Annotated in this window: 20 protein-coding genes and 1 tRNA gene; 7 read left to right on the forward strand and 14 right to left on the reverse strand. The window is 56.8% G+C overall.

Annotation, left to right across the window (positions count from 1 at the left end; all coding sequences use genetic code 11):
- Positions 1–22 precede the first annotated feature (22 nt).
- The gene (locus ACLB1Z_RS17895) at positions 23–1,369 is read left to right on the forward strand and encodes a polyhydroxyalkanoate depolymerase (RefSeq protein ID WP_409563302.1); all 1,347 of its coding nucleotides are present in this window, start codon (positions 23–25) and stop codon (positions 1,367–1,369) included.
- A 54-nt stretch (positions 1,370–1,423) separates the two neighbouring features.
- Positions 1,424–1,921 carry an MgtC/SapB family protein gene (locus ACLB1Z_RS17900; protein ID WP_409561056.1) on the forward strand — a complete coding sequence of 166 codons (498 nt, stop codon included), beginning with the start codon at positions 1,424–1,426 and terminating at the stop codon, positions 1,919–1,921.
- On the opposite strand, the gene polA is transcribed toward ACLB1Z_RS17900, so the two are convergent.
- Positions 1,918–4,899, reverse strand: a complete 2,982-nt coding sequence (gene polA, locus ACLB1Z_RS17905) for a DNA polymerase I (RefSeq protein WP_409561057.1) — start codon at positions 4,897–4,899, stop codon at positions 1,918–1,920. The two genes, ACLB1Z_RS17900 and polA, sit on opposite strands and share 4 nt — an antisense overlap.
- 240 nt (positions 4,900–5,139) lie before the next feature.
- Between polA and ACLB1Z_RS17910 the strand changes: the two genes are divergently transcribed.
- Complete coding sequence (locus ACLB1Z_RS17910; protein WP_409561058.1) at positions 5,140–5,457, forward strand: hypothetical protein; 318 nt, start codon at positions 5,140–5,142, stop codon at positions 5,455–5,457.
- A 197-nt stretch (positions 5,458–5,654) separates the two neighbouring features.
- Positions 5,655–5,731, forward strand: a tRNA-Arg gene (locus ACLB1Z_RS17915).
- Between the two features lie 296 nt (positions 5,732–6,027).
- Here ACLB1Z_RS17915 and ACLB1Z_RS17920 read toward each other — a convergent pair.
- The gene (locus tag ACLB1Z_RS17920) at positions 6,028–6,522 is read right to left on the reverse strand and encodes a YkgB family protein (RefSeq protein ID WP_409561059.1); all 495 of its coding nucleotides are present in this window, start codon (positions 6,520–6,522) and stop codon (positions 6,028–6,030) included.
- A gap of 315 nt (positions 6,523–6,837) precedes the next feature.
- Entirely contained in the window at positions 6,838–7,416 is a 579-nt protein-coding gene (locus tag ACLB1Z_RS17925) for a cytochrome P460 family protein (protein WP_409561060.1), read from the reverse strand.
- Positions 7,417–7,763: 347 nt separating this feature from the next.
- Here ACLB1Z_RS17925 and ACLB1Z_RS17930 point away from each other — a divergent pair, with 347 nt between their 5' ends.
- Positions 7,764–10,109 carry a molybdopterin-dependent oxidoreductase gene (locus tag ACLB1Z_RS17930; protein WP_409561061.1) on the forward strand — a complete coding sequence of 782 codons (2,346 nt, stop codon included), beginning with the start codon at positions 7,764–7,766 and terminating at the stop codon, positions 10,107–10,109.
- 61 nt (positions 10,110–10,170) lie between these two features.
- Here the strand turns inward: ACLB1Z_RS17930 and ACLB1Z_RS17935 are convergent, their stop codons facing one another.
- From ACLB1Z_RS17935 to ACLB1Z_RS17965, 7 genes are all read right to left on the reverse strand, one after another.
- The gene (locus tag ACLB1Z_RS17935; RefSeq protein WP_409561062.1) at positions 10,171–10,842 is read right to left on the reverse strand and encodes a sigma-70 family RNA polymerase sigma factor; all 672 of its coding nucleotides are present in this window, start codon (positions 10,840–10,842) and stop codon (positions 10,171–10,173) included.
- A gap of 23 nt (positions 10,843–10,865) precedes the next feature.
- On the reverse strand, positions 10,866–12,302 hold the full coding sequence (locus ACLB1Z_RS17940) for an FAD-dependent oxidoreductase (protein WP_409561063.1): 1,437 nt from the start codon (positions 12,300–12,302) through the stop codon (positions 10,866–10,868).
- 129 nt (positions 12,303–12,431) lie between these two features.
- The gene (locus ACLB1Z_RS17945; RefSeq protein WP_409561064.1) at positions 12,432–13,346 is read right to left on the reverse strand and encodes a hypothetical protein; all 915 of its coding nucleotides are present in this window, start codon (positions 13,344–13,346) and stop codon (positions 12,432–12,434) included.
- A gap of 1,679 nt (positions 13,347–15,025) precedes the next feature.
- A complete protein-coding gene (locus tag ACLB1Z_RS17950; protein ID WP_409561065.1) occupies positions 15,026–15,748 on the reverse strand; it encodes a hypothetical protein in 723 nt (240 codons plus the stop codon).
- Positions 15,749–15,900: 152 nt separating this feature from the next.
- Entirely contained in the window at positions 15,901–16,875 is a 975-nt protein-coding gene (locus ACLB1Z_RS17955) for a zinc-binding alcohol dehydrogenase family protein (protein ID WP_409561066.1), read from the reverse strand.
- Between the two features lie 67 nt (positions 16,876–16,942).
- Complete coding sequence (locus ACLB1Z_RS17960; RefSeq protein WP_409561067.1) at positions 16,943–17,794, reverse strand: alpha/beta fold hydrolase; 852 nt, start codon at positions 17,792–17,794, stop codon at positions 16,943–16,945.
- A gap of 71 nt (positions 17,795–17,865) precedes the next feature.
- Positions 17,866–18,531 (reverse strand): alpha/beta fold hydrolase, encoded by a 666-nt coding sequence (locus ACLB1Z_RS17965; RefSeq protein WP_409563303.1) that lies wholly within the window; start codon positions 18,529–18,531, stop codon positions 17,866–17,868.
- A gap of 323 nt (positions 18,532–18,854) precedes the next feature.
- Here ACLB1Z_RS17965 and ACLB1Z_RS17970 point away from each other — a divergent pair, with 323 nt between their 5' ends.
- Positions 18,855–19,832 (forward strand): AraC family transcriptional regulator, encoded by a 978-nt coding sequence (locus ACLB1Z_RS17970; RefSeq protein ID WP_409561068.1) that lies wholly within the window; start codon positions 18,855–18,857, stop codon positions 19,830–19,832.
- A gap of 56 nt (positions 19,833–19,888) precedes the next feature.
- Here the strand turns inward: ACLB1Z_RS17970 and ACLB1Z_RS17975 are convergent, their stop codons facing one another.
- Both ACLB1Z_RS17975 and ACLB1Z_RS17980 read right to left on the reverse strand, forming a co-directional pair.
- Positions 19,889–20,563 carry a CGNR zinc finger domain-containing protein gene (locus ACLB1Z_RS17975; protein ID WP_409561069.1) on the reverse strand — a complete coding sequence of 225 codons (675 nt, stop codon included), beginning with the start codon at positions 20,561–20,563 and terminating at the stop codon, positions 19,889–19,891.
- A 633-nt stretch (positions 20,564–21,196) separates the two neighbouring features.
- Entirely contained in the window at positions 21,197–22,228 is a 1,032-nt protein-coding gene (locus ACLB1Z_RS17980) for an aldo/keto reductase (RefSeq protein WP_409561070.1), read from the reverse strand.
- Positions 22,229–22,338: 110 nt separating this feature from the next.
- On the opposite strand from ACLB1Z_RS17980, the gene ACLB1Z_RS17985 reads away from it, so the two are divergent.
- Positions 22,339–22,935 (forward strand): TetR/AcrR family transcriptional regulator, encoded by a 597-nt coding sequence (locus tag ACLB1Z_RS17985; RefSeq protein WP_409561071.1) that lies wholly within the window; start codon positions 22,339–22,341, stop codon positions 22,933–22,935.
- Between the two features lie 20 nt (positions 22,936–22,955).
- Here the strand turns inward: ACLB1Z_RS17985 and ACLB1Z_RS17990 are convergent, their stop codons facing one another.
- Complete coding sequence (locus ACLB1Z_RS17990; protein ID WP_409563304.1) at positions 22,956–23,216, reverse strand: SDR family oxidoreductase; 261 nt, start codon at positions 23,214–23,216, stop codon at positions 22,956–22,958.
- A 210-nt stretch (positions 23,217–23,426) separates the two neighbouring features.
- Complete coding sequence (locus ACLB1Z_RS17995) at positions 23,427–24,392, reverse strand: AraC family transcriptional regulator (RefSeq protein WP_409563305.1); 966 nt, start codon at positions 24,390–24,392, stop codon at positions 23,427–23,429.
- Between the last annotated feature and the right edge of the window lie 91 nt (positions 24,393–24,483).

Genomic DNA, 24,483 nt, shown 5'->3' on the forward strand with positions numbered 1-24,483 from the left:
CTATGAAATGGCCCATGCGTTCATGTCCCCGGTGCGATTCGGCGTCCAGGCCTTGAGGCAGACGCTTGGATGGCCACTAAATCCAATGGGGTACACGACTGCCGGCAAAAACATGATCGCTGCGTGCGAGGTGTTCGAAAACATTACGCGCCGCTACGGGAAGCCTGAGTTCGGCATCAGGAATGTGCAGCACGCGGGTCTTACAGTCCCGATCAGCGAAGAAATCGCGCTCTCCAAGCCATTCTGCAACCTCATCCATTTTGTGCGCGACGAAACGGTCACCGGCAAACGCCACGATCCGAAGGTGCTGATCGTAGCGCCGATGTCGGGCCACTACGCAACGCTGCTGCGCGGCACGGTCGAAGCCATGCTTCCCGAGCACGATGTCTACATCACCGATTGGTCAGACGCGCGGAACGTTCCCCTCGCCTCCGGCCAGTTCGATTTCGACGATTTCGTCGATTACCTGATCGAGTTCATGAGTTTTATCGGCACCAACACGCACGTCATTGCGGTTTGTCAGCCGGCCGTTCCGGCACTCGTCGCAGCGGCCGTGATGGCGGCGCGCGGCGAGCAGTGTCAGCCGTCGTCTCTGGTGCTTATGGGCGGGCCGATCGACACCCGGCGCAATCCGACGAAGGTCAACGATCTGGCGGCACAAAAGTCGCTTGCGTGGTTTGAGAACAACGTCATTTCGACGGTGCCCTTCCCGCACGCTGGTTTCATGCGTCCCGTCTATCCGGGCTTCATGCAGCTCACCGGCTTCATGACGATGAACCTCGACCGGCATATGAATGCGCACGTCGATCTGTTCAACAACCTCGTCAAAGGCGACTGCGACAGCGTCAAGCAGCATCAGACGTTCTACGAGGAATATCTGTCAGTGATGGATCTCACGGCCGAGTTCTATCTGCAGACAGTCCAGATCGTATTCCAAGAGCATCTGTTACCTGATCGGAGACTGATGCACCGCGGCGAACTGGTCGATTGCGCAGCGATCCGCCAGACCGCGATCATGACGGTCGAGGGCGAGCGTGACGACATTTGCGGACTAGGACAAACGGAGGCGGCGCACGATCTCTGCGTCGGCGTACCGACGGACGAGAAAATTCATTATGTGCAGTCCGGCGTTGGGCATTACGGCGTATTCAACGGCACGCGCTGGCGCACCGAAATCCAGCCACGCATTCGCGAGTTCATCCGCACGATCAACTACAAGCGACTGACCGGCGGCAAGAGCACGAAGATGCCGAGACCGTATCGCGCGCTGAAGGATACGCCGGACGTCGCGCCCGATTGGCGAGCTAAGGCGAACGGAGTTCTTGATGAGGTGAATGGCCAGCATTCGCCTGCTTCCGCCGGCGAATAGCTTTAAGGTCAGTCATGTCGTGCTGACCTCATCTCTGTCTCGGATGGGATTCACATGACAACTCCTCTGACAACCCCTCTCGACTACTGTGAAGTCGTATGGCGCATGGTAGCAGCTGTTCTGTGCGGCGGCGTCATCGGCCTCGAACGCGACCTGCGACGCATGCCGACCGGATTCCGGACGATGGCGATCGTCAGTCTCGGTGCGTGCATCGCTACCCTCGCCGGTGAGCGCACGGGTGACACAGCAGCGTTCAGCCGTATCGCGCAGGGCGTGGTGACCGGTATCGGCTTTCTCGGCGCAGGCGTCATTCTTCAACGCGGCGACAAGATCCGGAACGTCAAAGGGCTGACGACGGCGGCCACGATTTGGCTCACGGCCGCAATCGGCCTGTTGTGCGGCCTCGGCGAGCTGCAATTGGCGGTTGCCGCGTCCGCGCTTGCGATAGCAGTGCTGGTCCTCGACTTCCTTGGATCGCGCTTTTGGACAAAGCCCGACGATCCTCCCGATCAGCCCGAGGAGGACACGTTCAAGTCGCGCGACGGGGATTAATGCGCCTCATCCCAATTGTCCGCGGCCTTGGCATCGACGTGGATCGGAACGGAAAGCTTGATCGCAGGCTCGGCTGCGGTCTCCATCACGTGGCGTGCGGTCTTGATCAGCAGCTCAGCCTTATCTTGCGGAACCTCGAAGACCAGTTCGTCGTGGACCTGCAGCAGCATGCGCGCTGATGACAGATTTGCCACCTCGAGAGCATTCGGCATGCGGATCATCGCCCGGCGGATAATGTCGGCGGCGGAACCTTGGATCGGCGCGTTGATCGCGGCACGCTCAAGAAAGCCACGCATCGACGGGTTCTTGGTGTTGATTTCAGGATAATGGATGCGGCGTCCGAAAATCGTTTCGACATGGCCGTGCGCGTGCGCCTGCTTCTTCGTGGCATCCATGTAGTCGCGAATGCCGGGAAAGCGTTGGAAGTAGGTCTTGATGTAATCGCCTGCTTCCTCGCGGCTGATGCTGAGCTGGTTCGCTAGGCCGAAGGCCGAGATACCGTAAATGATGCCGAAGTTAATCGCCTTGGCGCGGCGACGAACTTCGGCCGGCATATCCTTCACGGGCACGCCGAACATTTCTGACGCGGTCATGGCGTGAATGTCGAGGCCGTCAGCGAAAGCCTTCTTCAACTGCGGAATGTCGGCGACGTGGGCGAGCACGCGCAATTCAATCTGCGAATAGTCCGCCGAAACGAGTTTCATGCCTTTTTCCGCAATGAAAGCCGTGCGAATTTCGCGGCCTTCCTTGTTGCGGATCGGAATGTTCTGCAGGTTCGGCTCGGACGATGCCAAGCGCCCAGTCGTCGTGGAGGCGAGCGCGTAGCTAGTGTGAATGCGGCCCGTTTCTGGATTGATATAAGTCGGCAGCGCGTCGGTGTACGTCGACTTGAGCTTCATCAACTGCCGCCATTCGAGCATCGTGTTGACGAGGCGACGGGCGTCGCCGTGAAGGTCTTCGTTGGCGGCGAGATCATCGAGCAGGTTGGCGCGCGTCTCCCATTGGCCGGTTTTTGTTTTCTTGCCGCCGGGAAGTTTCAGGCGATCGAACAGCAACTCGCCGAGTTGTTTCGGTGAGCCGAGATTGAACTTGTGACCGGCGAGGCCGTAGATCTCTTCTTCGAGCTGCACAGTGCGTTGCGCGAATGTACTTGAAAGTCGTGCGAGAATATCGCGATCGACCTTGATGCCTGCGTGCTCCATCGCGACGATCACGGGGACGAGTGGTCGTTCAAGCGTCTCGTACACCGTTGCCATGTGCTCAGCGGCGAGGCGCGGCTTCAGTGCCATCCAGAGACGCAACGTGATGTCCGCGTCTTCGGCCGCATATTCGGTTGCCTTGTCGATTGGAACGCCGGCGAACGACTTGTCGGCCTTCTTGGCGCCGGGCGCGTGCTCGATGACTTCGGAAAACGACAGGCATGTGTGGCCCAGGTGGCGTTCCGACAGAACGTCCATACCGTGCTGGCCGCGCCCGCCGTCGAGCGCATAAGAGAGCAGCAACGTATCGTCGAACGGCGCGACCTCGACGCCATAACGCTTCAGGACCAGCACGTCGTATTTGATGTTCTGTCCGATTTTCAAAACCGATGGGTCTTCGAGCAGCGGCTTCATCAGCGCGACCGCCTCGGCAACGGCGAGTTGAGGCGGACGTTTGCCGTCGCCAAAGAGATCGCCGCCGCCGGACTGGTGGTCGACGGGAACGTAGCAAGCCTCGCCCGGCGTCACGGACAACGAAAAGCCGACGAGATCAGCTTCCGTCGCGCTCAGCCGCGAGGTTTCGGTATCGAAGGCGACGCGGCCTGCGCTCTGCGCCTTGGCGATCCATGTTTCCAACTCGGCGCGCGTTGTGACGGTCTGATAACGCGACCGGTCGACCTGCGCGCCGCGCGCAAGCGCGCTACCGGCCGCCACTGCAGCGGCGGGCGTGGCATCTTCCGATGCAGCTTCTTCTTCTAAATCTTCGATCTTGTCGGAAAGCGTTTGCGGCTTAGCTTTCACGCTCGCACCGACTGATACGGCAAGAGGCGGCGGCGCTTCGGTGCCCAGCGCTTCGGCGATACGCTTGGTCAGCGTGTTGAATTCCATCGTGCGCAGGAAGCTTAGAAGGGCATCCGAATGCGGCTCGCGCACGCCGAGCGCTTCGATGACGGTATCGAGCGGAACGTCGTCCTTCAGCAAGACGAGTTGGCGCGAGATGCGGGCTTGCTCGGCAAACTCGATGAGCTTTTCCCGCCGTTTCGGTTGCTTGATCTCGCCGGCCTGCGCCAGAAGCGTATCGAGATCGCCGTAGCTGGTGATGAGTTCGGCCGCCGTCTTGATGCCGATACCGGGCACGCCCGGAACGTTGTCGACCGAGTCACCTGCCAGAGCCTGGACATCGATAACCTTTTCGGGCGGCACGCCGAATTTCTCGATCACCTCGTCTCGGCCAATGCGTTTCGACTTCATGCCGTCGAACATCGTGACGCCAGGACGCACGAGCTGCATAAGATCCTTGTCGGACGACACGATCGTAACGTCGCCACCGGCATCGACGGCGAGCCTGGTATAAGTCGCGATCAGATCGTCGGCCTCGTAGCCCTCGCGCTCTATGCAAGCGACATTGAAGGCTTTGACGGCATCGCGGATCAACGGGAATTGCGGCAACAGTTCTTCCGGCGGGGGCGGCCGCTGCGCCTTGTACTTGGGATAGATAGCGTTGCGGAACGTCTCGCGCCCGGCATCGAAGATGACCGCGAAGTGCGTCGGCGCTTCAGAGATTTTCGTCTCGCGCAGCAGCTTCCAAAGCATGGCGCAGAAACCGTGGACGGCGCCGACCGGCAAGCCGTCCGACGGTCGCGTCAGTGGCGGTAGGGCATGAAAGGCGCGGAAAATGTAGCCTGATCCATCGATCAGATAGACGTGGCTTCCTTTGGCGACCGGTACGGTCTCGGCCAGTTCTGAAGCTGAAGGAGATTCAATTTTCGTTTGCTGCATTGTTTCTCTGTTGGCCATGGCGGAAGCGCCCGGTTGCGGTTGCGCGTCGTTTATCGAATTGCCTCGGAATATGCGCTTCGCCGCGAAATCGCGGCCATTTTCCCACGCTATCGGAACATTCTGTTGCTTGGGTCAGACGTCCGTTGACAGCGGGTCGCCCCCATGGCTGAAGTCCGCCGGTCCTTATCTAAATACCGGCCGGCAAAGTTGCAAATCGTCGCTCTTGGGAGAGTATTTGTCATGCGCACGACCGTCAAACTCGCTGCCCTCGCCGTCACTGCTGGCGCCATGGCCTCCGGCCTTGCGGCCACTGACGCCAGCGCCCTGCCGCGCTGCCGACCGCCGGTCGAAGGTACGGCATCCGCAACGGGTATCCTAGGTGCCGGTACCGAGAAAGCGCGGATCGAGGCGCGGGAAAATTGGAAGTACACGGTCGCCCGTCTCTATGGCCGCCGCTATGCCGATTTTTACAACGCCCAGAACAAGCAATGGGATTGCAAGAAGGGCGCGATCCTGCTCGCCAAGTGTGTCGTCGTCGCCAAGCCTTGCCGGTATTGAGCGGCCAGTATTGAGGGCTTGTGACGAAGGGCTTCGGCGCCTGAACTCCCGGGTTGTAGCTCGCGCCGCTCTGGCAGGAAGCCGGGTGAGGCGTCCCGCCTCACCTCAATTTTCCGAGGATCGCCGGTTCTGCGGCCTGGGCTGCGCAGCATGGCGTTTGCGGCCGACCTTCGAATGGGCTATCAGTCTCGCCCGAAGCACCCGTAGCTCAGCTGGATAGAGCGCTGCCCTCCGAAGGCAGAGGCCAGAGGTTCGAATCCTCTCGGGTGCGCCATTTCACCGAGCGGGATTCGAACAAGTAACTCGCCGCCACACGGTTGACGTCGCTTTGCAGAGTGGCTGCGTGAAAATTCCTCCGATCTAGCGAACTATTGTGCGATCTCGCCGAAGCTGTTGCGACGCCTAGGCGAGACCGATACCGCAATCGCGAGATACTTGGCCGAGTTCGAGCGAGCCGACGAGGTCCTGAGCAAGACAGGTATAACGATGCCCGAAGGAAGGGTGGCTCGAGCCATGTTAATTCTCTTGGCACCCTCGCCTGAGTTTCCTTTCAACGGTGCGGGCAAATCACTAGGCCTCTTCGCGCGCCGCGAGCACCCGCGAGACATCCTGCTTCAGCAAATAGACAGAGACAGCCAACAAAACGAGATCTTTCAAAAGAAAGGCCGAAACAATTGTCATGGCTGGAAAACCTCCGGCAGCGGGGTCCCACGCACCAGGAGCGAATGGCAGTATCGTAAAGGTAGCAAGGAATGTGCAGCAAGAACCGAGAGCCCCGAGCACGCCTAATTTCTTATTCCAAAACCCCAATAACAATAACGAACCGAAGATCCATTCGGACATTCCTAGAAAATAGCCGGTGCCTCGAATGCCGAAGACTGGAATCGTCCAGGAGATAAAAGGGCCGTGGCTGATCAATGGAAGTAGTCCTCTGATTTCAGATTCGAACCATTTATCATATCCGAACCACGCGAAGATAATCACCATCGAGGCACGGAGTAGGTGATAATCGAGATCGCGCCGGAGCAGTCCCGAACGGCTAAGCGCATCGACGATAAAGTTCATAGTGTTCTCCTGTTGAAACGAAGGCGCCGATCCGCGCCGCCTGGGCAGCGCAGCGGAACAGGCTTGAAAAGAAAAATGGCCGGGCTCCGACATGAGGCGTTTGCCAGCGGAACTGCGTCCAAACGATCTCAGCAAATTTCGCGGAGCGATCGATTACGAGCGAAGTCGTCGCCTGCTAAAGACCAAGCAGTCAAAGCGCTATGCAGCGTCTATCTTGCAATTTCCGCTCTGGCACTGATAGTCACTGCGCTTCTCATCTCTCAGACCGGCGGCTTTCTCCGGGCAATGAAACGAGGAGACTTCCTTCTAAGAAGTTTACTGTTTTTGCAGTGATGGGTAGCCGTTCGTGTAAACCCAGTCTGTCGCCTGCGCGGGCTCATGACATGACTTGCAGTCGTTTTTGTAATTTGTCGACGTTGTCTTGTTAGGATTGCTGGCGTCGAACCACGACCACGCCCAACCATCTCCCCAAAGATTGTTTTCGGGGTGAGCGTTTTTATCGTCCTTGACCATCATGAACCAACCTTGCAACTTATCCTCATGGCTTACGGTGCCGGTCGTCATCGGCTGGGTTTTCGCGGCAAAGACCTCCTTCACTAGCGCTGAGCCGTCCGGAAATTTGCCGCTCGTTCGATACGCTTCTATCGTTCCCGGAGATGCGTAAACTGTATGGATCTGCTTCGAACCTTCCTGGCCCTTGTCGTCAGCAACTGCCCAGCTTCCTAGATATTCGTAAGTCGCGCGGTAATTAGACGGGACCTTCAAATTACCGGCGTTGTCGACAAGAGCTTCCGTCTTATTTGAGGTAGCATCCTGGCTGCTAGACACCGTCGAGAGCGCGCCGACCGCACCCACACAGGCAAAAACTATTGCTACTTTGTAGGGTGTTTTCATATTATTTCCCTAAGCGAATGGTTATATCGGGAAGTTGAACGCACGGGGCCGACGACCTTGAATTCCGCCCTAATGTGAGTTCGCGCGAGAGCATCGACTTTATTGGCCCGCGAGCCCGAAATGCTTCTCACGTTTAAAATATTGGCTTCAGCCGAGAGTCCTGAAGTTGGTGCCGATAGTCCTGAAGTGCCTCCGCGTTCCGACCCTTGAATATTGAAACCAACCTGCAACAACGGAGCTTTTCCCGAATAATTGATATCGGATTTGTCCTAAGGCGAAAGATCGTGGCTAAGAATGCACGGCGCGTCCCCATCTATTGCAGCCTATGTGTCGCGCGATGCGGTGCAATGGCGGTGGTCGAAGACGGTCGCTTCACTACTCTGGAAGCTGATACCGCACATCCGACCGGCCAAGCTCTGTGTGCGAAGGGCCGCGCGGCGCCCGAGCTCGTCTATCATCGGGACCGACTAAAATACCCACTTCGGCGGACGACCCCGAAAGGGGAGGCCGATCCTCGCTGGCAACAAATTAGCTGGAATGAGGCACTCGGATTGATAGCCGACGCAATGTCGGGAATTTCCGAGAAGTATGGACCGGAGTCAGTTGCCTTCAGTTTATCTTCGCCCTCGACGACCGCGCTCGCGGATTCATACGCTTTTGTCCAGCGACTGATGAGCGCTTTCGGCAGTCCGAATGCAGTTAATAGTATCGACCTATGCGGCTGGGGCCGCGCCTTGGCAACGAGCTACACCTTCGGCGTCGGGAGTCTTGGTGCCGGCGCACTCGGCGGTGCCATGCTGGAAATATCAAAAAGCGGTTGCATGATCCTTTGGGGCTACAATCCTAGCTTCTCCCGTTTAACCCACGCGACCGCTATTACCGAAGCGCTTAAGCGCGACATGCGACTGATCGTTATAGATCCACGCCATGCGGGGTTCGCCAGCAAGGCGGATCTCTGGCTGCGCGTGCGACCTGGAGGTGATGGCGCCCTAGCGCTCGGAATCGCCAATGTGATGATCGAACGCGGCTGGTACGATCGCGAGTTCATCCGCGCTTGGAGCAATGGACCGCTCCTAGTTCGAGCCGACACAGGAAGGCTGCTCACTGAACGCGACGTGACACCAGGAGGAGATGCACATCGCTATTTTGCATGGAACAGATCGGCGAAGCGATTGGTGCCTTACGACACGACGACCGGTCGCTACAAAGTCGATACCGCTGATGTCGCTCTAGAGGGCGAGTATCGCGTCAAGGCTACTGGCGGTCATGTCATCTGCCACACCGTTTTCGAACTTTATGCTCGGCTCTGTCGACGCTATTCGCCCGGAATTGTTGAAACGATTTCAAGTATTCCAGCCAATCAAGTTGAGGAAACTGCACGGCTTATCTGGCACTCGCGTCCGGTTTCCTACTACGCCTGGAGTGGACACGAACAGCATTCCAACACCACCCAGACCGCACGCGCGATGTCGCTGCTTTATGCGCTTACCGGAAATTTCGATGCGCCGGGTGGGAACGTAATCTTGCCAACAGTTGGCGCGGCGCCGATTAATCGTGTGGAATCAATTTCGAACAAACCCATGGCTGATGTCCTCGGCCAAACCGAACGTCCTTTAGGACCAGCGCGATGGGGCAGCGTCACCACCCATGATCTCTACCGAGCTATTCTCGAGAACAAACCGTATGCGATCCGCGCTTTGATCGGCTTCGGATCAAATATGCTATTGGCGCACGCGGACAGCAGGACGGGACGAAAAGCTCTCAGCGCATTGGAATTTTACGCACACGCCGATCTGTTCATGACCCCGACTGCCGAACTTGCGGACATCGTCCTCCCGGCCGCTTCGTGCTTCGAACGAGAAGCGCTCAAGATCGGATTCGAAATCAGCTCTGAGGCGCAATCGCATATTCAGTTGCGTCAGGCCGTGGTATCTCCGCCCGGCGAAGCCCGCTCAGATACGGAGATCGTCTTTGGCATTGCTTCGCATCTAGGCTTGGCCCAGCAGTTTTGGAACGGCGAAATTGAGGGCGCTTATCGCCAGCAACTTGGTCCGACGGGCATCACGGTGGAACAACTGCGGGCCGCTCCAAGGGGCGTCCACCTGCCCCTGCAGACCCGCTATGCCAAATATGCCGAGAGGGGTGCGTGCGGTGAGGCACGTGGCTTTGCAACGCCCTCGCGCAAAATCGAACTCTATTCGCAAACCTTCCTCGATCATGGCTACGCACCGCTGCCCGAATTCGAAGAACCGCAGATCGGGCGCGTTGCACGCTCAGATTTTCTGGCACGCTTCCCATTGATTCTCACGAGCGCCAAACACTCATTGTTCTGCCAGTCGCAGCACCGCGCGGTGCCAAGCCTCCGCAAGCATGCGTTTTACCCGAAGGTCGAATTGCACCCCGACACTGCAAAATCAAGGGGTATTTCTGAAGGCGACTGGGTCTCAATCTTCACGCCCGAAGGCAGCGTGCATGCCCACGCGCGCTTGAACGACAAGCTTGATCCTCGCGTGGTTGTCGGAGAGCATGGTTGGTGGCAATCTTGTCAGGAGCTAGGTGCGCCTGGCTATAATCCTTTCACCAGTGACGGCGCCAATCTTAATTTAATCATCGGCACCGAGACACTCGATCCCCTCAGCGGAACCGCATCGCACCGTTCGTACCCGTGCGAAGTCCAGCGAGAACCGAAGTGACGCCTTCGATCCACCGCGAGAGAAAATACTCGACGGCCCCAGCGCTTCGGCGGCAAGTTTGCTACTTCCCATTTGCGAACTTCTTGGCGAGATACCTCAGACTTCGGTGATGGGTTACGCGGACCGTAACCTCGAGCATTCCCAAGCGAGCTGCGACCTCGCGCGCGGAATTCTGATTCAATGCAATAGCTGCAACTATTTCCTGACTTCTCTCCGGCAGGCATTTGATAAGGCGCTCTACGTCGTATTTTGCAAGAGCATTTGCCTCTTCGCAGGATGCGCCGCTGAAAATTTGTGAAACGTCGCTGGTCGCTGTACCGTGGTTCCGGTTGCGACGCCGCATCTCATCGATAATTTTGTTTCTTGCAATTGTTGCCGCCCAGGGCATTAGAGGTAACGTTGGATTCCAACGGTGCCGCTGAGTATGGACCGCAATAAGGGTTTCCTGAAGAATATCATCAATGTCTGTTGCCGCCATTCGGTAGCGCCGCGACTTGGATCGGATAATGGCACCCAGTCGGACCGACAATGTTGTAAGAAGCTGGTTATAGGCCGCTTCGTCACCCGCAAGTCCTTTGCGCATCAAGGTCGAGCAGCGGGCTTCTTGGCGTCTTTGAGTTTCCCATATTGAGTCTCTTAGCGGGGTTGTCAGTGTGTGGGACTCTTTTGGGGAGGTGGAACGTCGAAGTTCAAGCTCTGCATCGACCTCATCAAAAACATCGGCGTTCGCCATAGCTCAACGCTCGTTCGCATAATTTAAAGTGAAATCTCACTGCTATCATGATCCGCCTTGCGGCTCGCGCTCTGATAGGATGGAACCTTGCCTAGGAGTGGTCCGAGCCCTTCGGCCATCGTCAGATGAGTGATCACAGCGTCCCGAAGCTTTGGATATGGCAGCTTCGCTAACATCGCTGTTTGCACCGCTGCCACAACCTCGCCGGCATCCGAGCCAACCATTGCAAATCCAACGATGAGGTCACTCCTATCGACTAGTATTTTCATGAAGCCCTGAGTTTCATCCGTTGCAGCGGTCCTGAGCACGGCGCTCATTGGCAGCACCGCGACGCGGACCGAAAGTCGTTGCCGTTTGGCGTCACCTTCGCTCAATCCAACGCGGGCGAATGGAGGATCGGTAAACACGCAAGCCGGAATGAGCCGATCCCCCGTGTTGCGAGCGCCGCCAGCTAAATTATCTTTGATAATTCGGAAGTCATCGACGGAAACATGCGTAAATTGCGGGCTACCGGCACTTTCACCAATCGCCCAGACACCGGGTGCCGTTGTCTCCAATCGCTCATTCGTTCGAATGTAGCCGTTTGCATCCAATTCGACACCCGCATCTTCAAGCCCGATACCTGCTGTGTTCGGAACGCGGCCGATTGCGACCAAGATGTCGCTACCGTCTATCGTTTGATCACCGGAGGGCGTTCGAACAACGATGCTGACTTCCCGGCCCGATTTGCCACTCACGCGAATGGACTCGGCACCGAGCACAAATTGAATGCCTTCATCACTTAGGATCTGCTGCAGAGCGTCTGCGATGTCCGAATCCTCACGCCCGACGATTTGCGGACCTGCCTCTATGACGGTGACGCGACTGCCAAATCGTCGATAGGCTTGGGCCATTTCGAGCCCAACATATCCGCCACCCGAAACAATCAGATGAGACGGCGCGTAGTCGAGATCGAGAGCTTCAATGTGCGTGAGGGGTCGAGCAGCCTCGAGGCCGGGAACATTTGGAATAGCGGCATGCGTCCCGACATTGAGGAAAATGCGATCGCCTGTGAGCAGACGTGTACTCTCATCTTTCTGGCGGACCTCAAGCGTTTTTTCCGCAATAAGCCGGCCGCTTCCCATGATGAGTTGAGCGCCACTTTGCTCGTAGTTCTGCAAATGCAATGCGATCTCATGGGCAACCATGGCTCGCTTGCGCAGCCGGACCTTGGCCATGTCTACAGTGACCGGTCCTGTCATTGCGCCGAACTCGGCGCCGCGCTTCACCAAATGAGCGACCCGCGCGCTCCAAACTTCGTTCTTGCTAGGCATGCACGCGACGTTAGGACAGGAACCTCCAATCCAGCGTTTCTCCACGACGGCCGTGCGTTGTCCTGCTCGCGCCAAATGCCAAGCGAGTAATTTCCCTCCCTGTCCGCTACCGAGAATTAGGTTTTCGAAGTGCTCGGCCGTTGCCATTAAATCCTCTTAGATATGTTCGATCAGTGATTGAAATTCTTCAGAGATGGCGAAGTGCCGTGAAATTTCCGGATCTCCCGGAGACAGAGTGGAAGGTGATGCCGGGGGTAGGTCACCACCTTCCGCTCGCTATTGCCCAACCGATACAATTGGGCAGTTGATCAAGAGCGTTTCGGCGGGGACTACCTTCGCCTTGAGCGCTGAGTCGAGGTCGTGTACCGACGGCCAGGCTGCGCTATCGTAGACAACCCGTAGCCACAGTGGCGAGTAACCTTCATCGCCTGGCGCAGTAGCGACGACATTATGCGTCTGCTTCGAATTTGGCTCGGTGTGGAAGACTTCTCCCCCATTCGGTTGCCCGGGATTAATGGTGAAGCCATCGTATATTGGCGACACTGGGACTTCGCCGTCCGATACCGACAGCGGCGCTTCGTCGAAAAGGAAATATTTCGCGACCTCGCCCCGATACCAAGCGCGCTGTAACTCGGATTTTCCGCCTTTAAAGCGCATGCGCGCGACCGATTTATCGGGCACGACCGCCATGTTAAGCAGCGTGCCTGTCTTCTCCATCTTGTAGCCGGCTCGCAGCAAAGACGCTGCGTCCACTATCGTATTGGGCACGTATTCCTTCGGCACCCACACTTTGGAAACTTGGCGGAAATCGTTGTAGCCCTGATCACCCGGCAACGTGTCTATGATATCGAGCTGCCCGGCGATGGGCGTGTCTTCTCCGTCCCGATACAAGATATAGACCGGCGCCGGCGTGGTGCTTCGCACATCCAGATGATAGTAAAGCGCTGGCTTACCCTGGGGAGATAACCCAAGCGCGTTCAACGGCTGGGTGTCGAAGTCGATCGGCTCGTTCGGCCCAGGGAGACGTTTATCAGCCGACCGCCGTAAAAGAGTTCCGGCTTTGTCGCCGAAGCGGTCGACCGATGCGATTGGTGCGTGGTCCGGATCCTTAGGCTCGATCGCCGATTGCGCAGGACAGCTGGCAACAGCCAACCAAGCTGCGATTATAACGAATGGGAGGCGGAAGTTCATAAGCGATCCTCTTTAGTCGGATCCGTAGTTGAAACGTCGAACCGGCAGGCTCGACATGCGGTGTAGGACGTTGCTGGGGTTTCTCGCTAGCGCGCCGGCTGACGTCTTACAGCCGGGGTCGAGTTCTCCATATCTCCATTCTGCCCGCCCTGAGGCCTGCTGAGATCCTCTTCTACGGTCATGACGCGCGCCCCTATATGCGGAATTAGTCGGACCCTGTAGGAGGCTTCATCGCAGCGCAAAGTCCAAACGACTTGATTAGCCGCTGAATTTTCGGAGTTCCTGTGGGCGTGTCGCGGAAACGTGCAAGCGACACCTTGGCGACGTAGCTGAGCTGCGATGACCTTAGCTGCATCATCGGCGTGCATGTTTTTCATTCGTGAAGAGAGGTCGCCGGATTCTGAGGCTTGGCGAAGATAGCGCCAGCTACCAGAATCCTTTCTCGACTCGATGATCGGAGCAGTGGTTGCCGTCATCGGTACCCGCATCATATTGGCAATATCGATGACAGGATGCATTTCTTGCTTTCGATCCTTTTCATCTCACAACGGGGCCAGCGGCACTGTTTCAATGAGAACAATCGGTCCGATAACTTTCTCGAACTGACTAGCCATTTGATAAGATCAGGATGAAAGCTGAAGGTCCGAAATCGGTTGCCGTTCGTCCGAAAAATTTCGGATTTTGTTTCCACGCGGGCGATCAACTGGGCCAAATATCGCAATTCTTAAATTGACGTCAGCTTCCTCTACTGAAATGCACATTTCTTCAAAGCTCGGGCAGCGGGAATTGACCGCTGCCCGAGCACTAACGTCAATTTGGCCGGCGAAATGGCCTGTTTCGCCTAATAGTTTCGACAACGCCTCTGGCAAGAAGATCGGCATCAAAGATAAATTTTACCGGCAATGTCTGAAAGCATGGTCATTGCAAGCACGCGGGTCATCATGCCCACCCGCAACTGCCAAAGTGCTCACCGCTATAGATAATGCGATAGCCGCGACGCCAATTCTAAGAAAGACAGACATGATGAAACTCCAAATCAGATTGCGAAGTTGCGCGAGGTCGCTCATTCTTGCGATCGCTCGAGAACAGGTTTCGCCTATCCAATTCGATGCGTTTCATAGCCTCGAAAATAAACTCATTACTGACGCTGAATATCAGGATCCGGGAGCAGAGGCCGGCCCCCGACGATAGGCCTGGACAAAACATCTCAAAAAAGCTGTCGGCTCAATCTTGCCGGGACATATTTCAGCCGAGCTGAAACGGCGTGCTTTCTATCAACGTAGGAGCCGCGTCCGCCCGACGTTTTGAGAAAATGTCGGGCTCAACGCATTAGTCGATCGGGCTAATGGCAACTCTTGGAGGATTGAATGAAATTTTCTGTAAATTCCGGCGCCACGATTGCCACAGCAGCGGCAGCACTTTTTATTGCTGGAGCGGTCGTTGCTCCCTCTGCTCATGCTGCAGCCGCTGGCCAATGCTTCGGCGCGAATGCCTGCAAGGGCCAAAGCGCTTGCAAGTCTGCCTCGAACGCTTGCAAGGGACAGAACGCCTGCAAGGGGCTGGGGTTCAAAGAAATGACTGCAGCCAAATGCCAAGAAATTGCGGGCACTCGGTTCGTGCCGGCAAACCACAAAGGTTAGTATTATAGAGGCCCTGCGGAGAATCTGCGGGGCCTTCCCTCAACGAAACAGCACACCAGTCACGATTTTCGAGCGACGAGCGCTGACGCTTCGACGACATCGCTGATCCGCGCCCTGCGGCTGCGGAAAGGCGAGCACCTCCGAAGTGTAGGTCTCGACCACTTGGCTGAACGGAATCCCATTAGGTAGTGTCAGCATGGCACGGTGCTCCAAAACCGCATGCGGCACCGCAAGCGTAGTCTCTTGCCTCTCCGGAATTGGCTCTCCCATATCCCAGTTATGAGGCAAAGGCGTCCAGAGAAGCTTCGCTGAAAGCGCCCGCCGACGGAAATTGAGGGCGTGCACTGCGCGTCCAAAGGCAATGTTGGTGTGATCGAGTTGCTGGGTCATGTCTGGTGTCAGCCGACTAGGCACGCACCAGTTGTCCGCTTCCGAGAGGACGTGGTCACCACAACTAAGACACACCTTGCGATAGCGGATCGGCTCTGAGGGCATCACGCCGAGCAGCTGGCGTTGCTCTGCTGTTGGCGCCTTGTCCGTGCCGTGGATAAGCTCGGCGACGACGTGGGCCGAAGACGCAAGATGGTGGCCACCACACCAGCGGTCTAGAGTTAGCGTTGCGCCGTCGTGACTGAGAAGATCTGCATTCAAGGTTTCGAGCACCGCTAGAGCCTCGAGCCGGCCGGTAAAGCTCTCCTGCCAAGGAGAAAAACCGCTACTTTCCGCAGCCACAGAACGCGCAACGAAAACAAGAGCGAGCACAGCGATTGCACTTGCAGTGTTTCGGTGTATTCCGAAATTCTTTGGATTTTTACTGAGCTGCGCAAATCACATCGCAGGGCTGATTTGGAACCGAATATCCGTTCGAATCTCGGTGCCGGCAAAAATTGCAGCGGTTCTCAACAAAGCTCCGTTCATGCGTGCACAACGACCATTTTTCCGTTCGCCTGATTTGCCTCCATAACGCGATGTGCTTCACGGATGTCTTCGAAATTGAAGATGCGGGACGGCTTCGCTTGCAACCTTCCTTCCGCCACGTCCCGTGCGATGTCCTGAAGCGGCACGTCTGACAAAGGAAATCCCGGAGTTCCAAAAACGAAGCTCCCGAAGAACGTGAGATAGACCCCGCTCGCCATTTGGAGGAGCGGGTTGAAGTCGTGGATCGGATCAAGACCACCGAGCCATCCAGCGAGGCAAGCACGGCCGCCCCGCCGAAGCATGTTGAGCGAATCGACGATCGTGCTGTTGCCAACAAGATCGAGCACCGCATCGAGCTTCTTGGTTTCCGGCAGACGGGCCGACATATTTGGCCCTTCAATTTCACAACGCAGGACGCCAAGAGCTTCGAGCTTGGCAAAGCGCTCTTTGCTGCGTGTGGTAGCGATGACTCGAGCGCCGGCGTTGACCGCCATGTTGACGGCCGCCTGGCCGAACGACGAGGTCGCGCCTCGAATAAGAAGCGACTGACCTTTTTGCAGGTCGAGATTGCGGAAGAGGCAGGTCCACGCGGTTGCATAGGTTTCGGGAATGGCAGCAAGCTCTGCCCATGGAAGTTCGGATTCAATCGACGCGACATTTGATACGGGCGCACGCGTAAACTCCGCATAGCTGCCGTTGATCGTGCGTCCGAGACCTCCCATTAATGCAGCAACTTTTGCTCCGACGGGAAATTCGCCGCCGGGACAGGACTTCACGATACCAACACACTCAATGCCACTGACCTCGGCAGCTTCGGGCCATTCGCCGCGCCGCATGTGCATCTCGGCATGATTGATACCAAACGCTTTGATCTGAATCACGACATGACCCGCCACCGGCTTCGGCTCAGGAATGTCTTTGTAGACAAGACTGTCGAGGTCGCCGAATTTTTCGAGAACGATCGCGCGCATAGTGAACCTCCAGGACGCCGCTCTGTCACACCTACGATGATGCGGTCCGCGGCTGCGATGGTTGTGTTCAGGAGAGGAAGTTCCGGATTGCCGACGCAATCTCGGAAGCATGTGTCTCAAGAGCGAAGTGGCCAGTGTCGAAGAATTTCACGGTTGCATTCGGGATATCGCGTTTGAATGCATCGGCGCCCGGGGGCAGGAAAAACGGATCGTTCTTGCCCCAAACGGCAAGAAAGGGCGGCGTGTACGCCCGAAAATACTCCTGAAAGGCCGGATAAAGTGCGACGTTGCTCTTGTAGTCGCTGAAGAGATCCAACTGGACGTCGTCGGCGCCTGGCCTCGCGAGGTAAAAATTATCCAGCGTATAACCGTCCGGCGACACCGATGATCCTTCGGTCACGCCATGCGTATACTGCCACATCGTCGTTTCCGGTTTCAGAAAAGCCCGGAGCGCATCGCGATTGGCTTTAGAAGCATCCTGCCAATAAGCGCGAATGGGATTCCAACCATCGCTCAACCCTTCCTCGTATGCATTACCATTTTGTGAGATAATCGCGGTAATACGATCGGGATGTTTTGCGGCAATTCGGAAGCCGGTTGGCGCGCCGTAATCGAAAACGTAAATCGCGAAGCGCTGGAGGCCGATCACTTCCGTAAACCGATCCATCACGGCTGCGATGTTATCAAACGTGTAGGCGAACGTGTCTCGCGACGGCATATCGGATTGACCAAAGCCTGGGAGATCTGGCGCAACGACGTGAAAGCGATCCGCAAGCAGCGGGATCAAGTCTCGAAACATATGGCTGGAGGTTGGAAACCCGTGAAGCAAAAGGATGGTCGGCGCATCCTTAGCACCTGCCTCTCGGTAAAAGATGTTGAAGCCATCGACATCGGCTTTCTTGTAGCTGACCTTGCTCATGGGGAACCTCAAAGTGACATGAAAACGCGCTTTGATAGTTGTCGGAGTGCGATTGCCGGAAATTTTTGGGGTTAGGGGCGCGCGGGCCCCATCGCCTCCAGAATGATTTCCACGACGAGTTCTGGCGCCGTGACCAGAGGCATGTGATCGACTTTCTCGGAGTGTATTTTCGCGCCCATTCGTTCAGCCATGAATTGCTGAGTTGCCGGGTTGATCATGCGATCTTCTTCCGCAATCAAGAACCAAGACGGTTTTTCTTTCCAGGCGGGGCGCCGTACGCCTTCCTGAATGCAGGCAACTGCGATCGGCCTTTGGGTTGCAGCGAACAGCGCATTCTGCTTCGGCGAAGCATGTTGAGCGAATGCTGATGCGAACCCATCCGCCGGCATCCAGATGAGACCATGCTCGTCCGGCGCCAGCTGCGGCGCTTCGGGATGTGGCGGTTCACGATAGAAGACATCCGCGACCGTCTCGCCTTCATCCGGTGCAAGCGCCGATACGTAAACGAGAGATTTCACGCGCTCATTCCGCGTGGCGGATATCACGGCCCCCGCATATGCGTGCGCTGCCAACACCACGGGACCTTGCGTCCGCTCGATGGCATGCTCGAGTGCCGTCACATCCTCAGACAACGACGTTAATGGTAATGGTGCGGCGATGACATCGAGGCTTCCCGCCTGCAACGGTGCGATGACCTGATTCCAGCTTGAGCCGTCAGCCCAAGCGCCGTGAACCATAATCACTGTTGCGCAACCGCTCGATTTACTCACGTTGCCCTCGATCATGGCCTGTCTTGCGAAATAGCATCGGATTTCCGTTCTCCGGAGCTAACCTCTATAATCTTATTTTAGCGGTTACTTTATGGTTGCGTAACTTGTCAAGTTAAGTTTTAGAGGTTATCAGTCAGCGTGCAGAAATTTCGCAACGGCGCCGGAGAACGCAGAGCATGGGTGCCATCGTCTCCGGTCTGCGAAATGGACTTTGAATGTCAGGAATGACCTCAAGAACCTCCCGAATGCCCACTGGCATTAGAGTGATGACTTGATCTGAGGGTCCAAAATTGGTTGCCGATCGTCCAAAAAAAATCGAGGTTTCGGATCTCGACCGGTTGATATCCGGTCTTGAAGTCGACTTCGTCAGCTTGACTGAATGTCTCGTTTCGCCAGGCTGGGCATTATCGTTACCCCCGAGCGAATTCGCCGGCATGCACTACAATCTCGCCGGTCATGGAAGAATGATTGCCGGGCCTTTCCCCCCCATTCCCCTCGCTCCGCACACGTTGGTCATCCTACCGCCGATGACGCCCTTTCGCATTGAAGCGAATGGGTCAAACGGAACTACGTACCAACAGGTGAACGTGCAGCAGTCCGCCCCGTCAGAGCTAACGCGTTATGTTGCGGGTAACGGCGCGCCGGAAATCCTTCTGATCTGCGGCTTTATCCGTACGGTTTACGGGACGTCGCTTGACATTCTCGGCAATTTACCCACGCCGCTTGTCGAACAGTTCGGTGCCTGCGATCGACTTGATCTCAGCCTCAAAATGGCGCTCTGCGAGCTAATCGGCCATGAGGTCGGAGCGCGGGCGATGACGGCATCATTGATCAAACAGGTATTGATCGCAGTTTTACGGCGGTCGTTTACGTCTAGTGAACGTTGGATCGAACGTTTTCCAATCTTGAATGATTTTCAAATCGCCCGCGCATATGCCGGGATGGTCGCCGAACCGGGAGCCTCTCACACCGTTGAATCGCTTGCGCGCACAGCTGGTTTAAGCCGATCGAGTTTCATGCAGCGCTTCACTAAACTTATCGGATCCCCGCCCCTGGTCGTATTGCGGCAACTTCGAATGAAGAAAGCGGCCGGTCTTCTGGAGGCCAACGTGCGCTCTGTCGAACAGATTGCAAGCGCGGTCGGGTACAAGAACCGAAGTGGCTTTTTCCGTGCGTTTCGCGCGATCTACGGCATAGATCCGATGGAATACCGGGCGATCCACTCTTTGGGAAAACTTGAGAGCCTCGAAACGTCCCTATTGGACTGATCGTTTTCTCGCTGTTTGTCGGACGCAAATCGCAGCGGCACGGTGTAAAGCGTATATCAATGACGCTGATCTCGTGCCTTTTGCGTCCGCTCGCGGTGTGCAGCTTGTTTAGCCCTATTGCCACAGACAGCCATGCTGCACCACCGTCTGCCGCGAGCTCGCGTCCGATCGACAAAGAGAAGCGTGCAGGCAGGCCCTTCACAAGCTTTTAGGTTGGTGAAATCCTCTGTGCAGATCAAATCAGCCAGAGATCGCGCCAACGGAAACAGCAACGAGTCGGGCGCTTCCCAGCGCCTCTGTGGTCGCCACATGAAACCCGATCCCGGCGCAACATCGTGACCGTGCACCGAATTTCTGCCGTGGGATCGACCGCGAACTACCAGCTGACCATACTCTGCATCGCGCGCAAGAAGCTGATTAAGAGGCTGGAGTTCGCGGAGCGCTCGCGCGTCGAGTGGCTTGCCCATATGCTTATAAACAAACCGCTTGAACCAATCCCGTAGGTCGCGAGCTTGCGCTGCAACCGCATCGAGTTCACGGGGAGCCGACTTCTTCCGAAAAGCCTCCAACACGTCCTCGGGGACCAATCCACCTTGTTTAAGCCAAGCGAGAAGATCCTCCCCAGAGCCAAGCCACTCAACCTTCTCGTCCACCGGAACGGCGATAGAGTTCAGGAAGTCTAATCCCAAATTGTCAGCAATGAAAAACGGGGGCGGACGGTTGGTTGTCATGGACTTTCAAGAAAAACTTCAACCCACTAAGTAACCATTGATTTCGGATTTTACAAGTTACACTAAAATTGAGCCCTCTGACCAAGAAAATTAGCTGAGGCGAGCAACAGGCGTTTCAACCTGCCTGCCATTAGCTTGAAGGGATACCACAGCGTGCGAACCCACATCGCGTGGGAACTCCACTGCGTCCCTACGCTCCAAGCCGCCGAGGTAGCAGCCTAAAAATCCGAACTCAACGTCACCGAAGGCGTCGAAATTAAAATGAAACTTCAATGACATAAGTGTTCGTACTTTCATCTTGTCCGGCGCACCATATGGCGAGAGGGCCGCAGTCGACCACCACTCAAATCACGGCTCGGGAAGAAGTTGGCAGAACATCTTCTTTCTGACCAAAAAGCGTTTGCGCAAAACGCCAAAGACCAATTCCGCTCGGGCCAAAGCGAAATTTCACCCAACGGAAAGAAAGACAAGTTTGAACGAAGAGTTGCCGGACGCCAGCATCGTCAACGATCCATTGAGATCTGGAGGCCGTTCCCCTGATTGGCGCCCGTGACCAGGGTTACGCGTTTGTCGAGCATAGCCATTCTCCTTCGAAGTTACGAATTGTCTGGGTTGTCGGGCGATACCGCTGATCTACACGGCGGCGCGTTCGACCGCGGGCCGGCGGCGCAGGTCGGCTTTCAAGATTGCCGGCGGATTGTAGGCTGCCCCGTTTACAGCGATATCGTTGCCCGGCGGGGCGATCTGGTCGATTCGGTCGAGAAGATCATCGCTGAGGCGCAACTCTGCACCGGCGAGGAGATCGTCGAGATGCTCCATCGTGCGCGGGCCGAGAATGGCGGACGTCACGCCCGGGTGCGCCATCACGAACGCCATCGCCATGTGGGTGAGTGATAGCCCTGCTTCGACCGCAAGCAGAATCAACTCCTCCACGGCATCCAAGCTCCGCTCATCCGACATCTGTTTCGGAAACACTTTCACCCGCAGGCTATCAGGCAGCGGCTGCCCCTTGCGGTAGCGCCCGGTGAGCAGGCCCTTCGAAAGCGGGCTCCAGACCAATACGCCCATGCCATAGCGCTGACATGTCGGCAGCATGTCCCGCTCAATTCCCCTGTCGAGGATCGAGTAAGGCGGTTGTTCGGTACGGAAGCGAGCGACGCCGCGCCGCTCTGCCACCCACTGCGCTTCAACGATCTCGGAGACGGGGAAGGTCGAGGAGCCGATCGCGCGCACCTTGCCCGCGCGCATCAGATCGGTGAGCACGGAAAGCGTCTCCTCGATATCGGTATCGGGTGAAGGCCGGTGAATCTGGTAGAGGTCGATGTAGTCCGTCTGCAGCCGGCGAAGCGAGTCTTCAACCGCGCGGGTAATCCAGCGCCGCGAATTGCCCTGCATGTTTGGGTCATCGCCCATCGGCCCATGCACTTTTGTCGCGAGCACGATCTTATCTCGACGTCCCTTCAGCGCCTTGCCGATAATTTCTTCGGACTCGCCAGCGCTGTAACGGTCGGCGGTATCGATGAAGTTGATGCCAGCGTCCAGCGCTTTGTGGACGATGCGGGCAGCATCGTCGTGATCGGGGTTTCCAAGTTTTCCAAACATCATCGCACCCAGGCAATATGGGCTGACCTTGATGCCTGTTCGTCCCAATGAGCGATATTGCATTGCTGGTTCTTTGCTCCGATGTGGTCAACTCAAGCGTGCCACGCTATAGAGATCAAGCGGAACACGATTCCGTTTATATGGAACAATGTTCCGATTAGCAAGAGGCGCATGTGAAGGACAAACCGGCGCATCGCGAAGAGGGATCGGAACATTCGAAGCGCGCAGATGCGCGGCGCAACGTCGACTCGTTGCTGCAAGCCGCTAAGGAAGTCTTCGCGACATCAGGAGTAGACGCGCCGGTTCGAGAGATTGCTGAGAAAGCCGGCGTCGGCCTCGGCACCGTCTACCGACACTTTCCTCAGCGATCTGATCTGATCGTCGCAATCATGCAACGTGAGATCGACGCCTGCGCAGAGGCCGCGCAGACTTTGTCTGCCAAGCACAAGCCGGGCGAAGCATTGGCTCGTTGGATGCAGCGTTACGTCGATTTCGTTGCGAACAAGCGGGGCCTGGCAAGCGCACTCCACTCGGGCGATCCGGCCTACGAGCCGCTGAGAGGATATTTTGACCAGCATCTCAAGCCCGCGCTTTGCGCGCTGCTGGATGATGCGGTTAGAGCAGGCGAGATCCGAGCGGGGGAAGAGCCGGACGATCTGCTGCGCGCGGTTCCGAGCCTGTGCATGTCCGCCGAGGGAAAGGAGGGCTTGGCGCGCGCTCGACGAATTGTTGCCCTCCTTGTCGATGGATTACGCTACGGCGCGTCTTGAGTGAATACGTTGCCATAAAACTACCGTACGTCCGCAACGGGGCACGAGCGATCATGAAGCATACCTTTCCTGACGTGGGCATTGACACGGATCTTGCGATCGAGGAACTCGAACGACCAGGTGCGCGCAAGCGATCGCAGTGCGGCTTTCGCGGCTGCTGTCAACGAAATCCCGTGCTTTCCAGTCTGCGCGACGAATGACGTATTGAGGATCGCGGACGTGTCCTCGCGCAGTTGTGGGGCAGAACGGCCTGAAGGGTCAGCAGCCCGGCACGAGCTAATATATGTCGGAAAAACGACGCGCGCTGCTGGGCTGCAGAGCTACAAGACACCTACCGCCGACGAGCCCGTCACCGAAGCTGCGCCTTGAAGCGTTATGTGGGTCAGGCTGTTTCAAGCAACCTTAACAATGACGCAAAAGTTCTCATCTTCATCATCACCGGCGCGCCACTCCAAAAAGCTAAATTAGTTCAGCCGTTGCAGCGGCCGTTCCTATTCGACCTTATAAAGGTTGTTGCGCCACGTGGCCGGAGGGAACCCCAGGCTGCGCTTGAAGGCTCTGTTGAAGGCAGCTTCGGACTTATATCCTACTTGCTCACCTATGCGCGCTAAGGACATTTCGCTGTTGCGCAGGTGATGCGCGGCGACCTGGATTCGCCAGCGCGCTAGATAGCGCATTGGTGGCTCACCAATTAGGCGCGCGAAGCGGTCCGTTAACGCCGAGCGGGAAAGGCCGACCTCGCGCCCTAAGCTCTCAACGGTCCATTCGTCGGCGATCTGAGTATGAAGCAAGGAAAGAGCACGCGATACGAATGGATCTTTCAAGCCCGCGAGCCATCCCGTGTGTTCGTCGGGAAGACCTTCGACATACCTCCGCAGAGTTTCGATAAAAAGGAGTTCCGACAGCTTTGCCAACACGGTCTCGGAGCCAGCTCTGTTGGCTGCGACCTCGTCGGCCGCGAACTCGAGCGAGCTTCGCATCCAGGCCGCGGCGCTCCCCTGTCGGATGTCGAAGCGAAGCAACGGCGGAAGCCTCTCCGTTAGGGGATTGCCATCGAGGCGATCGCAACCCAGGAAGCCGCACACAATGCGTGTGCGTTCGCCATTGCCACCGTGACGAGCCGTCCAAAACCCGCCACCAGGCGTAACGCTCATTACCTGCCGTGTCGGCACGGGCGTCAGATCTAGTGTGCTGCCCAGAAGATGGATGTGATTATGCGGGAGGATCACAACCTCGCCAGCCTCGATAGCTACGGGAGTTTCGCCCGGAACCTGTGCCAGCAAGCGTCCTTCAACGACGTAATGGTAGAGAACAAGGTGCTCCGCGCCCTTGGTCAAGACTCGCCTTTCCTCTTCGCCGAGATGAGAGGAGACGCACCACGGCGCAGCGAACTCGGCGTGCAAGAACACACCGCCTCGTAGCCGAACAACTCTCAGGACATCTGACAGCGCATCCATTGCCGACCAACATATTCCGGCGTTTTGAGCAAGACGTTCGGTGAACTGATCATAGGTGTCCAACGGGGCTTCAACTATACCAGTCTCCGAG

The sequence above is a fragment of the Hyphomicrobium sp. MC8b genome (genome assembly GCF_905067615.1).
Classification (GTDB): Bacteria; Pseudomonadota; Alphaproteobacteria; order Rhizobiales; family Hyphomicrobiaceae; genus Hyphomicrobium_B.

Excerpts from the sequence above, each read along its gene's own strand:
- ACLB1Z_RS17995 (WP_409563305.1), bottom strand. The coding sequence starts at position 24,392 with ATGGATGCGCTGTCAGATGTCCTGAGAGTTGTTCGGCTACGAGGCGGT.
- ACLB1Z_RS17910 (WP_409561058.1), top strand. The coding sequence starts at position 5,140 with ATGCGCACGACCGTCAAACTCGCTGCCCTCGCCGTCACTGCTGGCGCC.
- ACLB1Z_RS17935 (WP_409561062.1), bottom strand. The coding sequence starts at position 10,842 with ATGGCGAACGCCGATGTTTTTGATGAGGTCGATGCAGAGCTTGAACTT.
- ACLB1Z_RS17920 (WP_409561059.1), bottom strand. The coding sequence starts at position 6,522 with ATGAACTTTATCGTCGATGCGCTTAGCCGTTCGGGACTGCTCCGGCGC.
- polA (WP_409561057.1), bottom strand. The coding sequence starts at position 4,899 with ATGCAGCAAACGAAAATTGAATCTCCTTCAGCTTCAGAACTGGCCGAG.
- ACLB1Z_RS17940 (WP_409561063.1), bottom strand. The coding sequence starts at position 12,302 with ATGGCAACGGCCGAGCACTTCGAAAACCTAATTCTCGGTAGCGGACAG.
- ACLB1Z_RS17925 (WP_409561060.1), bottom strand. The coding sequence starts at position 7,416 with ATGAAAACACCCTACAAAGTAGCAATAGTTTTTGCCTGTGTGGGTGCG.
- ACLB1Z_RS17960 (WP_409561067.1), bottom strand. The coding sequence starts at position 17,794 with ATGAGCAAGGTCAGCTACAAGAAAGCCGATGTCGATGGCTTCAACATC.
- ACLB1Z_RS17930 (WP_409561061.1), top strand. The coding sequence starts at position 7,764 with ATGGCGGTGGTCGAAGACGGTCGCTTCACTACTCTGGAAGCTGATACC.
- ACLB1Z_RS17900 (WP_409561056.1), top strand. The coding sequence starts at position 1,424 with ATGACAACTCCTCTGACAACCCCTCTCGACTACTGTGAAGTCGTATGG.
- ACLB1Z_RS17955 (WP_409561066.1), bottom strand. The coding sequence starts at position 16,875 with ATGCGCGCGATCGTTCTCGAAAAATTCGGCGACCTCGACAGTCTTGTC.
- ACLB1Z_RS17980 (WP_409561070.1), bottom strand. The coding sequence starts at position 22,228 with ATGCAATATCGCTCATTGGGACGAACAGGCATCAAGGTCAGCCCATAT.
- ACLB1Z_RS17945 (WP_409561064.1), bottom strand. The coding sequence starts at position 13,346 with ATGAACTTCCGCCTCCCATTCGTTATAATCGCAGCTTGGTTGGCTGTT.
- ACLB1Z_RS17965 (WP_409563303.1), bottom strand. The coding sequence starts at position 18,531 with ATGGTTCACGGCGCTTGGGCTGACGGCTCAAGCTGGAATCAGGTCATC.
- ACLB1Z_RS17895 (WP_409563302.1), top strand. The coding sequence starts at position 23 with ATGTCCCCGGTGCGATTCGGCGTCCAGGCCTTGAGGCAGACGCTTGGA.
- ACLB1Z_RS17975 (WP_409561069.1), bottom strand. The coding sequence starts at position 20,563 with ATGACAACCAACCGTCCGCCCCCGTTTTTCATTGCTGACAATTTGGGA.